This window comes from Bradyrhizobium sp. 154, assembly GCF_023073875.1.
Taxonomy (GTDB): domain Bacteria; phylum Pseudomonadota; class Alphaproteobacteria; order Rhizobiales; family Xanthobacteraceae; genus Bradyrhizobium.
Genome location: NZ_JADPKG010000085.1, coordinates 130,699 through 143,966, shown reverse-complemented (window position 1 = coordinate 143,966; position 13,268 = coordinate 130,699). Strand labels below are relative to the sequence as shown.

Annotated in this window: 14 protein-coding genes and 1 pseudogene; 8 read left to right on the top strand and 7 right to left on the bottom strand. The window is 64.1% G+C overall.

Annotation, left to right across the window (positions count from 1 at the left end):
- Positions 1-234: 234 nt before the first annotated feature.
- The gene (locus tag IVA92_RS20285; RefSeq protein ID WP_247280536.1) at positions 235-453 is read right to left on the bottom strand and encodes a hypothetical protein; all 219 of its coding nucleotides are present in this window, start codon (positions 451-453) and stop codon (positions 235-237) included.
- A gap of 679 nt (positions 454-1,132) precedes the next feature.
- Positions 1,133-1,528, bottom strand: a complete 396-nt coding sequence (locus IVA92_RS20280; protein ID WP_247280535.1) for a hypothetical protein — start codon at positions 1,526-1,528, stop codon at positions 1,133-1,135.
- Between the two features lie 290 nt (positions 1,529-1,818).
- Between IVA92_RS20280 and IVA92_RS20275 the strand changes: the two genes are divergently transcribed.
- On the top strand, positions 1,819-2,076 hold the full coding sequence (locus IVA92_RS20275) for a DUF2798 domain-containing protein (protein WP_247280534.1): 258 nt from the start codon (positions 1,819-1,821) through the stop codon (positions 2,074-2,076).
- Between the two features lies 1 nt (position 2,077).
- On the opposite strand, the gene IVA92_RS20270 is transcribed toward IVA92_RS20275, so the two are convergent.
- From IVA92_RS20270 to IVA92_RS20260, 3 genes and pseudogenes are all read right to left on the bottom strand, one after another.
- Positions 2,078-3,865 (bottom strand): chloride channel protein, encoded by a 1,788-nt coding sequence (locus IVA92_RS20270; protein ID WP_247280533.1) that lies wholly within the window; start codon positions 3,863-3,865, stop codon positions 2,078-2,080.
- Between the two features lie 12 nt (positions 3,866-3,877).
- Positions 3,878-4,531: an L-fuculose-phosphate aldolase gene (locus tag IVA92_RS20265; RefSeq protein ID WP_247280532.1), complete on the bottom strand. Its 654-nt coding sequence runs from the start codon at positions 4,529-4,531 to the stop codon at positions 3,878-3,880.
- 239 nt (positions 4,532-4,770) lie between these two features.
- Positions 4,771-4,911: pseudogene (locus IVA92_RS20260) on the bottom strand (MarC family protein); the annotation flags it as partial.
- Between the two features lie 324 nt (positions 4,912-5,235).
- Here IVA92_RS20260 and IVA92_RS20255 point away from each other — a divergent pair.
- The 7 genes from IVA92_RS20255 to IVA92_RS20225 all read left to right on the top strand — a co-directional run bounded on the left by IVA92_RS20255 (position 5,236) and on the right by IVA92_RS20225 (position 11,308).
- Positions 5,236-6,054: a gamma-glutamyl-gamma-aminobutyrate hydrolase family protein gene (locus IVA92_RS20255; RefSeq protein WP_247280531.1), complete on the top strand. Its 819-nt coding sequence runs from the start codon at positions 5,236-5,238 to the stop codon at positions 6,052-6,054.
- A gap of 3 nt (positions 6,055-6,057) precedes the next feature.
- Positions 6,058-7,245 carry a carboxylate-amine ligase gene (locus IVA92_RS20250; RefSeq protein WP_247280530.1) on the top strand — a complete coding sequence of 396 codons (1,188 nt, stop codon included), beginning with the start codon at positions 6,058-6,060 and terminating at the stop codon, positions 7,243-7,245.
- Positions 7,246-7,332: 87 nt separating this feature from the next.
- A complete protein-coding gene (locus tag IVA92_RS20245) occupies positions 7,333-7,539 on the top strand; it encodes a hypothetical protein (RefSeq protein WP_247280529.1) in 207 nt (68 codons plus the stop codon).
- A 114-nt stretch (positions 7,540-7,653) separates the two neighbouring features.
- On the top strand, positions 7,654-8,220 hold the full coding sequence (locus IVA92_RS20240; RefSeq protein WP_247280528.1) for a ferritin-like domain-containing protein: 567 nt from the start codon (positions 7,654-7,656) through the stop codon (positions 8,218-8,220).
- Positions 8,221-8,373: 153 nt separating this feature from the next.
- Complete coding sequence (locus IVA92_RS20235) at positions 8,374-8,757, top strand: Hsp20/alpha crystallin family protein (RefSeq protein ID WP_247280527.1); 384 nt, start codon at positions 8,374-8,376, stop codon at positions 8,755-8,757.
- Between the two features lie 8 nt (positions 8,758-8,765).
- The gene (gene lon / locus IVA92_RS20230) at positions 8,766-11,147 is read left to right on the top strand and encodes an endopeptidase La (RefSeq protein ID WP_247280526.1); all 2,382 of its coding nucleotides are present in this window, start codon (positions 8,766-8,768) and stop codon (positions 11,145-11,147) included.
- 5 nt (positions 11,148-11,152) lie between these two features.
- Positions 11,153-11,308: a hypothetical protein gene (locus tag IVA92_RS20225; protein ID WP_247280525.1), complete on the top strand. Its 156-nt coding sequence runs from the start codon at positions 11,153-11,155 to the stop codon at positions 11,306-11,308.
- A 71-nt stretch (positions 11,309-11,379) separates the two neighbouring features.
- On the opposite strand, the gene IVA92_RS20220 is transcribed toward IVA92_RS20225, so the two are convergent.
- Positions 11,380-11,682: an HU family DNA-binding protein gene (locus tag IVA92_RS20220; protein WP_084805933.1), complete on the bottom strand. Its 303-nt coding sequence runs from the start codon at positions 11,680-11,682 to the stop codon at positions 11,380-11,382.
- 283 nt (positions 11,683-11,965) lie between these two features.
- On the bottom strand, positions 11,966-13,198 hold the full coding sequence (locus IVA92_RS20215) for an acetyl-CoA C-acetyltransferase (protein WP_247280524.1): 1,233 nt from the start codon (positions 13,196-13,198) through the stop codon (positions 11,966-11,968).
- Positions 13,199-13,268: the final 70 nt, after the last annotated feature.

The following is a 13,268-nucleotide window of genomic DNA, read 5'->3' as shown; positions in this document are numbered from 1 at the left end:
GATTGAACAGAATGACTGAGCCCAGAAATGGCACGATGATAGTCAAGCTAAGGAGTCGTGACTGACCAATTCTGCGAATAGACGACCAAGAAATGTGCGATAGTGGGCGACTATCAAGTAATGTGTACCAAAGGCGGAGTGGGTTGAGCTTGTAATTCATGGTGCCATTGGAATCTCTCGGGGACCGACGCGGGGCACCAGTGACCCCGCGTCCGTTTATGCAATGAGCGCAAGTTATGCAGTACGCCCCATGCGCCGCGCGGCCTCTTCCTTGCTGCCGACGTGGCTGACTTCCTTCAGCACGTGATTAATCGCACGCACGTTGATCACGTATGCTGCGGCGATCTCGTGCTGGAACTGACCGGCCCAACGACGGAGCCAAACGTCCACAGCTTCTTCGAAGGTGAATTTGGTCTTACGCGGGGTGTTGTCTTGTGTGACAGGAGTGGTCACGCTAAGGTGCCTTTCGTGGTTGCTGAAAGCGCGGAAGTGCCTTCGAGGGTTAAACGACTTGTTTGCGAAGCCCTGCGCAGTGGTTTGACGGCTTATGCCGCGCTCTCCCGGGAGCCGAGTTCGTTCTGGCCTCCCTCGCCCTCGTAGAAGTCACGGACACCGCGCCGGTTGACGCCAATGCCGCATCCGCAAGAGCTTGACCGTAGCAACGACGGCCAGGACCACGCGGTTTTGCCGTACGCGCGGCTCGCCTGCGCCACAGGGTTCGCATTGTGCACCTTGCCATCGACATGCTGGCGCGACGAACCTGACAGCGCCGTCCGTCTGCGCGAAGCTTAAGGACTCACGGAGAGCAATCCGCCCTGCCCTTGGCCTCTCGCGCCCGACGCTGCCGCGTCCACCGCAAGCCCGGCTCCGCGATCATCACGACACATGATCGCCCCTCTCGGATGAGCCGGGAGGCCGACATATACGTCATTTCCGAATTTCGGTAAAACAGAATTTTCGCACAGGAGGATTGACAGGCAGGCGACACACATGAGACGGCAGGGAGAGCCGAAACCGGAAACAGCAAGGGCGGTGCAAAGCACCGCCCCCTTCTTCGCGCATTCCGGAGGTTGCCGCAGTTTGACCGACGACGTGCCGGATCGCACCCGCGGCCTACGGCGAAAACGATCGCTTAATATGGCTGGGAATAGTAGCGCGGACCGTAATAAGGACCGCCGCCGTAATAACCCGGGCCGCCGTAGTAAGGACGCGGGCCATAATAATAGCGGTTCTCATAGTATTCGCGGCGTTGGCTCTCGGCGATTGCTCCTCCGATCAGGCCTGCCGCGGCGCCCATGAAGGCGAGGCCCGCTGCGTTCGGGCCGCGCCGGTAATAGCGATGACGGCGAGCGGCGCTGAAATCGGTGGCGCCCGACACGGCCTGGCCAGCGACGTCTGCCCTGGCGGATGGTGTCCCGGGCGAAGCGGCCACGGAGGGCGAGGCGGAGACTGCGATCAGGGCGAGACTTGCGAACGCGGCGACGAGCGTGCTGCGGCCGGCCGCGGGAATCATGGGTCTAATGCTCATTTGACGTTCCTCTGTTCTCGCCCAAAGAGCCCATCAGCAAACGACACGTAACGCGCAAACCACTGAAATGGTTTCCTGATCGCGGCGATCTGCCACGCTTTGAACGATTGTAAACCGAACGACTAGGTCCAGCTTGAACCATCCAACCTGAGCGGATAATGAACAGCCGCGCCGTTTTTCGGTCGCCGTAAGCGTTTGACGTGAACCAACGCATCAACCGACGCCGTCGGGATCGATGCCATTTAAGGGTTCAACGTGATCGACGCGTCCTTTTCCTTGAAAGAAATCAGATGATTGCGGTTCGCAAACTGCCGGCGCGCTATGCGCCGATCGTAATGCCCTTTGTGCTGTCCGTCCTCATGACCGCGGTGGTGTCGGTCATTTCGACGCTGCGGAGCCTCGGCGCAACGCCGGCGTTCCTGGCAACCTGGCCCGGCGCCTGGGCGCTGTCATGGCTCGTCGCGTTTCCGACGCTGCTCGTGGTGCTGCCACTGGTCCGCCGGATCGTAGCCTGCCTCGTCGCCTCGCCACCTCGACAAGGCCAATAGACTACGACAGCGCCCCCAAAACCCCGCGCGTCGCCTTGTCGATTTCCTCGACATAGCGGCGACGGGCAAAGGTCTCGGTGAGGAAGCCGACCACCTTGCGGCTGTCGGTGGAATCAACCACCGCCAGCATCTCGGCTTCCGCCTCGTCGAACACCGCCATCGCCGACTTCACGTTCATTTCCGGGATCAGCACGATATCGGTCAGGCGCGCCAGCTCGACCACCTGGATGTCGTCGGCGATGGTGTCGAGGTCGTTGGAGAACAGGTCTGGCAGCATGACCAGGCCGACATATTCGTCGGCATTGTTGACGACGACGATTCCGGGCCGCGACCCCAGCGCGAATTCGCGGCGCACGGCCGCGATCGTCGTGGTCGACGGCACCTTGCCGACGTCTGAACGCATCAAGCGCTCGACGGTGAGGTTGCGCAGCCAGCCGACGTCGTTGGCGCTGCGGATGGTCTCGCCACGCAGATGCAGGCGCCAGGTCGAGAAGGAATGGCCGAACATGAAGCGGACGCAGATTGAGGTGACGATGCAGCCGGCCAGCACCACGGCGGTGACGTCGACATTGCGGGTCATCTCCAGCACCAGGAACGACATCGTCAAGGGACCGCCGACGATGGCGACGCCGAGCGTCGCCATGCCGGTCAGCATCGCGACCAGCGGATCGATCACGAAGTTCGGACTGATCAAGAGCAGCACCGCGGCAAAAAACTTGCCGATCAAGCTGCCGACGAACAGCGAGGCGAAGAACAGGCCGCCACGGAAGCCCGAGGCGAGCGAGATCAGGCAGGCCGTCACCTTCAGGGCGATGATCAGTGCGATCAGGCCGATCGTCATGTCATGAAAGAGATCGAGCACCATGGCGCCGTGGCCGGCTGCGAGCACCTGCGGCGTGACAATCGCGAAGCCGCCGACGATGAGGCCGCCGATCACCGGACGCAGCCAGACCGGCATCCAGGCGAACAGGCGCTCGAACGTCGGCGAGGAGCGCATCACGGCGATGCCGACGCCGCTGGTGACGAGCGCAAGTCCGATCAGGGCGAGGTATTGCTCGACGCCGACGGCGCTGACTTTCGGTATCTCCAGCGAGTACGGCGCGCCCCCCAGCCATTGCGCGGTGAGGGCGCCGGCGAGCGAGGCCGCCAGGATCGGAGCGGCGCTACCGACCGAATACACGCCGACGATCAGCTCGCAGGCGTAGAAGGCGCCGGTGATCGGCGCGCCGAACGCCGCCGCGATTGCAGCGGCAGCGCCGCAACCGACCATCAGGCGCAGATCGTTGCGGCGGAGATTGAAGAACTTGCCGAGCAGCGAGGCGATGCCGGAGCCGATCTGGGTATAGCCGGCTTCGAGGCCGACCGAGGCGCCGCAGCCGTTGGAGATCAGGGTCTGGCTCGACACCACCAAGCTGTCCCGCATCGACAGATTACCGCCGCGCAGTGCGTTTGCCTCGATCGGGTCGACCGCATTCGAGATCTTCATGCGCCGCCGCGACCATTCCATGATGCCGAGCGCGAACCCGCCGAGTGCAGGCGCGATCAGCGCCGCCCAGGGACTGACGCTCGCATTGGACGAGAGGCGGACATCGACAGGGATGCCGTAGATCACGACGTGCGCGATCTGGGCGATCTCGGCCATCAGCGTCACGATCGCGCCCGCGAGCGTGCCGATCACCAGCGCGAGCGGGATCAGGTAGAACTCGTTGCTGCGCAGCAGGGCACGCAGCCGAACCATGGTACGGTTCGTCCCCTTGCGATCGACGAGATGTCTGATCCGCACGAACACTTTCTGCCCGCCCTACCCTTCCGACAGGCCGTAGCCTGCCATGCGCTGGCGGACCCGTTCGATCTCGGCGCTCGGCAGCAGCGGCGGTTGTCCGATCTGGAGACAGCCGTGATATTGCCGCGCCAGTGTCTCGACCTCGACGGCGAGCCACATCGCCTTGTCCAGCGTCTTGCCGATCGCGATCATTCCGTGATGGTCGAGCAGGCAGGCAAGCCGGCCCTCCAGCGCCCGCACCGCATGTTCGGACAGCTCCACGGTGCCGAAAGTGGCATAGGGCGCGCAGCGGATGCTGTCGCCACCGGCGGCCGCGATCATGTAGTGCACCGGCGGGATCTCCATGCCCATGATCGCCAGGATGGTGCAATAGGTCGGATGGGCGTGCACGACGGCGTTGACGTCGGGCCGGGACTTCAGGATGTCGCGATGGAAGCGCCACTCGCTGGACGGCTTCTGCCCAGGAGCATGCGAGCCGTCCATCGCCATGAACACGATCTGGTCCGGCGTCATAGCGTCATAGGGCACGCTGGTCGGGGTGACCAGAAGCCCATCCACATGCCGGATGCTGATATTACCCGAGGTGCCCTGGTTGATACCGAGCGCATTCATGCGGCGGCAGGCGTCGATGATGGCCTGTCTCTTGGCGAGCTCGTCCGCTGTCATCGACATCTCGATTTCTTCTCGGCTTCTTGGCGGTTTGTCGGCGATGGGCGTTTGCTAGACCGGAAGTACGTCAAAGCAATAAGGCAGCGCAAGAGAAAGCGACCCGGACCGGCCCATGTCTTGCCGGCACGGCCGCAACGTCTGGAAATACATCGCAAAATCAAAGAATTAGCAGATTGTCGCAGTCTCACCGAACGCCCGGCTGGCTGCTGCAATCCCGTCGTCGCGAATGGAGCCGGGCGGCCTGCGAGCAGCATGCCGAGCATGCGCGAGCGCACGGCATCTGCGGTGCGCTCGAGGATGCGGGCGATCAGATGAGCGGAGGCGAAGCACAGCAGCAGAAGCAGGCCCGAGAGCACGACCACGATGATGATCGCGAGCTTCGCAGCATCACGAAGGCGGACAGGGAGATGTCAATCGTTGGCGTCTCTTCCAGCCCGGCTTCTTCAAGTACCGAGCCATAACAAAAGTTAACCCGCGTGCTCTGTAAAACGATCGGGCAGCTCGATCGGACAGCAACCATTCTGCACGATTGCCGTTTCACTCAGCATCGACACACGAATTAGAAGCAGCCGCGACAATTGCACGAGCACCGTTCCACAATTGACCCGCACGATCCCGTTGCCTGCAGTCACTGGGCGCTTCGATTAGGGACAAACGTCAGAGAGCTCAAGGCTGCCATTCATCAATTCGGTAGCGCTGCGGATGCGGTGGCCTATGGTCTTCAGCAATGGAGGCACAGCGCATCGCGTGGCCATTGGCAAGCCCGCAGCGGCGCGCCGCAGGTCGGTATTCTCTCCGATTCCATGGTCACGCGCGGCGAGCAACTCGCCTCGGTCGCCTTGATCTGCGTCAACGCCGTCGGGCTCGTCGCGGGCGCGGTGCCACGGATCCTTCCGGCAGCGCCCGAAGCAGACATCGATGCTTACCTCGACGGCCTCGACGGCATTTTCATCGGCGGCGGACAGACCAACGTCCATCCCTCCCGGTATGGGCAAATGGCCGACGAGGCGCGCGACGGTCCGTTCGATGAATTCCGCGACGAGATTGCGCTTCGCCTGATCCCGCGTGCATTGGCGCGGGGCATCCCCGCTCTTTTCATCTGCCGCGGAATGCAGGAGCTGAACGTTGCTCTCGGCGGCACGCTGGCAAAGGAGCCGGACGATATGCCCGAGGACCAGCGTCATGGCACGCCCGAGGCGGACAATGAGGATGCGCGCTATCGGTTGCGGCAGAAGGTGACGCTGCGTAAGGGTGGCGTCCTGCAGCAGATCTGTAGCGCAGAGGCCATTCCGGTGAATTCGCTGCATAGTTTCTTGATCGCCGATCTGGCCCCGGGCCTCGTCGCGGAAGCGGTGGCCGAGGACGGCTCGATCGAGGCCGTCAGCGTCAAGGGCGCGAGCGCGTTTGCGCTCGGCACACTCTTTCATCCGGACTATTGGGCCAGCACGGATCATGCCTCGGCCCGCATCCTCTCGGCGTTCGGAGACGCGGTTCGCAAGCATGCCAAGCCGCAAGGGGCAGCGTAGGCCATGCACCGTTACCGCTTCGGCATCGAGGAAGAGTATTTTCTGGTCAATCGGCAATCGGCGGCGCCTAGATCCGAGCTGCCCAAGCCCTATATGGCGGCGGCCCAGAAGCGCCTCGGCGAACGGCTGACCACCGAAATCCTGCAATCGCAGATCGAGGTGGCGACGCCGCCGCTGGCGTCTTCGGCCGATGCGATCGCCGAGCTCACGCGCTACCGCTCGGTTCTCGCCGAGGTCGGCAAGGACCACGGGGTCGGCATCATTGCCGCGGGGACGCATCCACTGGCTCAACCGCAGCAGCAGCGCATGACGCGCAAGCGCCGCTACAGCAAGGTCATCAACGATCTCGGAATGGTCGGCCTCGGCAATCCTATCAGCGGCCTGCACGTTCACGTCGAGGTGCCTGAGCCGGACCAGCGCGTCGAGATCATGCACCGCCTGGTGCCGTTCCTGCCGCTGCTGCTGGCGCTCTCGACCTCGTCGCCGTTCTGGTGCGGCTGTCCAACGGGACTGCTGGGCTACCGCAATGCCGCAAACGACGCCCTGCCCCGGACCGGTTTCCCGGAGATGTTTCGCAACCTCGCCGAATACGAGACCTATGTGAAGACATTGGTCGACGCGGGCATCGTCCCCAATGCCACCTATGTCTGGTGGGCGCTGCGGCCGTCGCTTCAGCATCCGACCCTGGAGCTGCGCATCACCGACTGTTGCACGGCAATTGCAGACTCGGTAGCAATCGCAGCCCTGTTTCGCGCGCTGGTCCGGCGTATCGTGCACCATCCCGATCTGAATGCCACCTATTCGCCTGTGCACCGCGCGCTGATCGAGGAAAACCGCTGGCGAGCCCAGCGCTATGGAACCGACGGCACATATATCGATCTGGCGTCCTTTGAGCCGATCTCATTCAGGAGCTGGCTCGAGGCGGTGATTGCCATGCTGGCGCCCGACATCGCGCATCTCGGCATCGAAGGCGATATCCAGCATTTGAAGATGATCCCGAAGCGCGGCACTTCGGCGCATCTTCAGCTCGAATATTTCCGTAGTTTGCGGAAATTCGGTCGCTCGCCGCGGGAGGCCATTGCCGACGTGACGAAATGGCTGCGGACTTCGACCGAGGCCGGCGACTTCACGGCGCGCGGCAGTGAGCCGAAGGGCACGCCGGTGCGGCAGCCTCTGGCGCATCTCGTCTGACATCCCCCGAGCGCGGCCGCATGGAACGACGTTTCGGCAGCCGACTTAGCTCAGCATAACCGCAATGGACATCGGTGGAGACTAACTATGAGCGACAGCGGAGTTAGCATGCTGCTGGGTCACGCCTCGGCCCAGATGCTTTGGCTCTGGTTCATCGGCGCGTTCGTGCTCGGCGGCGTCCTCGTCTACGGAGTGATGAAGGCCGGCCGCCTGCGCCGCAGCGAGCGTGCGCGGCTCGATCGCGCGACCGAAGAGCGACAGCGCCAGGAAGACCCCTATAAGCGCCCGACCTGAGCGATCGCCACGAACCCCGGTTGCCAGTTTGGAACTTTCGTTCTCGAAAGGGTTTTGATCGCCTGAGGATTGAGGAAGGCGACGCCTTCCCGTGTCACCTCAAGAGGAGGACGTATGGCTAAACGAGCGAAGAAACGCACAACCAAGAAGACCGCGGCGCGGCGACCGCGTCAGGCGCCGAAGATGCTCAGCGACCTGTTCCTGGAGACGCTGAAGGACATCTATTTCGCCGAGAACAAGATCATCAAGACGCTGCCCAAAATGGCAAAGGCCGCAAACTCGAAGGAGCTTGCGGCGGCGTTCAACAAGCATCTGCGCGAGACCCAGGGCCAGGTCAAACGTCTCGACCAAGTCTTCAAAATGCTGGGCAAGCCGGCGCGCGGCAAGCCCTGCGAGGCCATCAACGGCATCGCGGACGAGGGCGCCGAAATCATGAAAGAGTTCAAGAACGCCCCCGCCCTCGATGCGGGCCTGCTCGCCTCGGCACAGGCGGTCGAACATTACGAAATCTCCCGCTACGGCACGCTGCGGACCTGGGCCGAGGAGCTCGGCATGCAGGATGCGGCAAGGCTGCTTCAGGAGACCTTGGACGAGGAAGAGGCGACCGACCGCGCGCTGACCGAGCTCGCCACCTCCGTGATCAACCTCGAAGCGGAAGAGGAGTACCGCGCAGCGGCCTGACGCCGTGCGTGGCCGATAACGGAACGCCGCGGTGCGAGCCGCGGCGTTTTCCTTTTCTGGATCGCAGGATCCGCATGGCACGTCCGCGCCGGCGGGCTGGAATTCTGGGGAACCAGTCCCATATGCAGCCTTTCCCATCGCCGAGTCCGCATCATGCAACCCAAAAATCCCCTCGACTGGATGCTGTCCGAAGCCCTGGACTCGCTGACCCGCGCCGAACGGCTGCGGCAGCAGTTCGGCCGCCAGGAAGTTTGCTGGGAGCCACCGATCGACGTGCTCGAAACCGAGCATGAGCTCCTGATCCTGATCGCGCTTCCCGGCGTCAATCCGAGCAATGTCGAGACGGCGATCCATGACGGCGTGCTCGTGATCTCCGGCCAGCGCACCCTTCCCCCGGAGCTTCGCAACGCCCGCATCCACCGGCTCGAGCTGCCGCAGGGCCGCTTCGAGCGGCGCATCGCGCTTCCGCTTGGCCGCTATGCCATCAGCCGCTTCGTGATGGACGGCTGCGTCGCGCTGCGCCTCGCCAAATCCTGAGATTGATCATGGCTCCCGAACAGATGAATACCCAGCAAAACGGTTCCGACGTGAAGATTCCCGAGGACGCATTGATCATCATCCCCGTGCGCGAGATGGTGCTGTTTCCCGGTGCCATCGCGCCGATTTCGATCGGCCGCGCAAAGTCCATCGCCGCCGCGCAGCAGGCGCTGCGCGAGCAGCGGCCGGTCGGCATCGTCCTGCAACGCAGCCCCGAGATCGACGAGCCCGGCCCGGACGACCTCTACCGGGTCGCGACCATCGCCAATATCGTGCGCTACATCACCGCGCCCGACGGCAGCCACCACATCGTCTGCCAGGGCGTGCAGCGCGCCCGCATCCTCGACTTCCTGCCGGGCACACCTTTCCTGGCTGCGCGCATCCAGCAGATCCCCGAGCCGACCACGACCTCGCCTGAGATCGAGGCGCGCGCGCTCAACCTGCAGCGCCAGGCCATCGAGGCGATCGAGCTGCTGCCGCAGGCCCCGCCCGAGCTGGCCGCGATGTTCCAGGGCACCAGCGCGCCCGGCGCGCTGGCGGACCTCGCGACCTCGTTCATGGACATCAAGCCGCAGGACAAGCAGGAGGTGCTGGAGACCATTGACCTCGCCTTGCGGGTCGAGAAGGTGTCGAAGCACCTCGCCGAGCGGCTGGAGGTGCTGCGCATCAGCAACGAGATCGGCCAGAAGACCCGGGCCAGCTTCGACGAGCGGCAGCGCGAGGCGATCCTGCGCGAGCAGATGGCGACCATCCAGCGCCAGCTCGGCGAAGGCGACGGCAAGCAGGCTGAGGTCGCCGAGCTGACGGCTGCCATCGCCAAGGCTAACATGCCGCCCGAGGCGGACGCGCACGCCAAGAAGGAGCTGCGCCGCTACGAGCGCATGCCGGAGGCCGCCGGCGAAGCCGGCATGGTCCGCACCTATCTCGACTGGCTGATCGAGCTGCCCTGGGCCCTGCCCGCGGAGAAGCCGATCGACATCAAGGAGGCGCGCCGCATCCTCGATGCCGATCATTTCGGCCTGGAGAAGATCAAGAGCCGGATCATCGAATATCTGGCGGTGCGCAAGCTCGCCCCGCAGGGCAAGGCCCCGATCCTGTGCTTCGTCGGCCCGCCCGGCGTCGGCAAGACCTCGCTCGGCCAATCCATCGCACGCGCGATGGATCGCCCCTTCGTGCGCGTCAGCTTAGGCGGCGTGCATGACGAGGCGGAGATCCGCGGCCACCGGCGCACCTATATCGGCGCGCTGCCCGGCAACATCATCCAGGGCATCAAGAAGGCGGGCGCCCGCAACTGCGTGATGATGCTCGACGAGATCGACAAGATGGGCCGCGGTGTGCAGGGCGATCCTTCCGCCGCCATGCTGGAGGTGCTCGACCCCGAGCAGAACGGGACGTTCCGGGACAATTACCTGGGCGTGCCCTTCGACCTGTCGCGCGTGGTGTTCATCGCGACCGCCAACATGCTGGATCAGATCCCGGGTCCGCTCCTGGACCGCATGGAGTTGATCAGCCTCGCCGGCTACACCGAGGACGAGAAGCTGGAGATCGCGCGGCGCTACCTGGTGCGGCGACAGCTGGAGGCCAACGGCCTCTCGGCCGAACAGGCCGAGATCGAGCCGGAGGCGCTGAAGCTGATCGTCAAGGGCTACACCCGCGAGGCCGGCGTGCGTAACCTCGAGCGCGAGATCGGCAAGGTGTTCCGGCATGCCGCGGTGCAGGTCGCCGAGGGCACGGCCGCAAAGGTCGTGGTGGGCCCGAAGGACATCGCCATCGTACTCGGCCAGCCGCGCTTCGAAGGCGAGATCGCGCTGCGCACCAGCGTTCCGGGCGTCGCCACCGGCCTTGCGTGGACGCCGGTCGGCGGTGACATCCTGTTCATCGAGGCGACGCGCGTGCCCGGCAAGGGCGGCCTGATCCTGACCGGTCAGCTCGGCGACGTCATGCGCGAGAGCGTGCAGGCTGCGCTGACGCTGGTGAAGAGCAAAGCCACCCAGCTCGGCATCGATCCGCAGCTGTTCGAGAAGAGCGACATCCATGTTCACGTTCCCGCGGGCGCGACCCCGAAGGACGGACCGAGCGCGGGCGTTGCGATGTTCACGGCGCTAACGTCCCTGCTCACCAATCGCACGGTGCGCAGCGACACCGCGATGACCGGCGAGATCTCGCTGCGCGGCCTGGTGCTGCCTGTCGGCGGCATCAAGGAGAAGGTGGTGGCCGCCGCCGCTGCCGGATTGAAGCTGGTGATGCTACCGGCGCGCAACAAACGGGACTACGACGAGATCCCAAAGAGCGCGCGGGACAACCTCGAATTCATCTGGCTGGAGCGCGTGGACGAAGCCATCGCCGCGGCGCTCGAGCCGGCTGACGCCAAGGTCGAAGCTGCGGAGTAACGGTGATGAGCGGATTGCTGGAAAGAGCGAAGCGATCGCAGAAAACGCAGCGGCTGCGCCAGCTGCTCGATCGCGCCATCGACCGGGTGCGCGATGCGCTGGTGGCGCCAGGACCGCGGCTTGAGCCAGTCCCGGTACGGGTGAAGCGCCGCAAGGGTTGAGCCCTCCGTCTCAAGCCCTCGCGGCAGCCCCAAATAAAAGGCCCCCTCCGATCGAGGGGGCCTTTGCGTTGTCAGGCCACGGCGTCCTTGGCAGCCTTGACCGGGCGGGCGCGGACGATCTTTCGGGCCGGCTTGGCCTTGAACATCATCTCTTCACCCGTGAACGGGTTGGTACCCTTGCGCGCCTTGGTCGCGGGCTTCTTGATGACCACGAACTTGGCGAAGCCCGGCACCAGGAACAGGCCGTTCTTTTTGAGCTCCTTGTGACCGACGTCGGTCAGCGTCTCCATCACGCTCTTGACGTCACGCTTGGAAAGCTCGGTGGCGGTCGCAATCTTTTCGATCAGCTGCGATTTCGACATTTGGGTTGGCATCGTGTCTCCTCTGATTCGTTGCCGGTTGCATATTAGACCAACCGGCGAAGGCCTATAGCCTTCTGCACAGTTTTGTCGCGGTTTTTACGGGCTTTTTTGGCCCTCTGTGACAAAAAACCCTGCATTTTAGCTGCTTCCGGAGCGAAAGGAGCCTCAGGCAGCGCTTTTTGCCTTGTTTCAAAGGCCCGCAAGCCACCTTGCTAAAGCTGATTCGATGCTTTCGACAAGCGACGACCGGCCTCTTTGCCGGAGGCCGGTCGCGATTCACCCTGAAATATAAGGGCTAGACGCGCTCGATGATGACCGCGGGCGCCATGCCGCCGGCGGCGCACATGGTGACGAGACCGCGCTTCAGGTCGCGCCGTTCGAGCTCGTCGAGTACGGTGCCGATCAGGATGGAGCCCGTCGCGCCGATGGGATGGCCGAGCGCGATCGAGCCGCCATTGACGTTGACCTTGGCGCGATCGAGCCTGAGATCGCGGATGTATTTTTCCGCAACCACCGCAAAGGCCTCGTTGATCTCGAACAGGTCAATGTCATCAACGGTCAGCCCCGCCTTCGCCAGCACCTTGCGCGTCGCCGGGACCGGCGCGTTCAGCATCAGGGTCGGCGAGTCCCCCATGTTGGCCATCGCCACGACGCGGGCGCGCGGTTTGAGGCCATGTGCCTTGGCGTAGGCCGGCGAGGCCAGCAGGATTGCGGCGGCGCCGTCGACGACGCCAGACGAGTTGCCGGCGTGGTGCACGAAGTCGATCTCGAGGTCGGGATACTTTTGCAGGATCAAGCCGCGATAGGTCGTGCCCTTATCGTCGAGCGCATAGTCGGCGACGGCGGAGAACGCGGGCTTCAGGCTGCTCAGCCCCTCCATCGTGGTCTGCGGGCGCGGATATTCTTCATGGTCGAGCGCAAGGCTGCCGTCCTCGCGGTGGACGGGCACGAGGCTCTTCTTGAAGTGGCCGTTCGCGATCGCATGCGCTGCCCGTTTCTGGCTCTCCAGCCCGAGCGCGTCGACGTCCTGCCGCGTGATACCCTCCAGCGTCGCGATGGCATCGGCGCAGACGCCCTGGTGCGACTGCGGGTGCCGCGCGCGCAGGCGAAGATTGCCGCTGTCCATCATCATCGGACCAGAGCCGCGCCGCCCCTCCATCGACATCATCTCGCAGCCGCCGGCGATGACGAGGTCTTCGGCGCCCGCCATGATCGAACTGGCGGCCATGTTGACGCTGGTGATGCCGGAGCCGCAGAAGCGGTCGAGCGTCACCGCGCTCGCGCGCACGTCATAGCCGGCATCCAGCGCCGACATCCGCCCGAGATCGCCGCCTTGCGTCGCGACCTGCGCGCTGCAGCCCCAGACGATGTCGTCGACATCGGCGGTATCGATGCCGGTGCGGTCGGCAAGCGCGCGCAGCACGGTTGCACCCAGTTGCTGCGGATGAATGCCCGAGAGTGCTCCCTTGCCGGCCTTGCCGACGCCCCGCGGGGTGCGGCAGGCATCGATGATGAGCGCGTCAACCATTGGCGTTGTCCTCTTGTTTATGGGTGTTGAGAGGCGTTGTGAATTAGGGAGACAGGTGAGTCAATGCGTG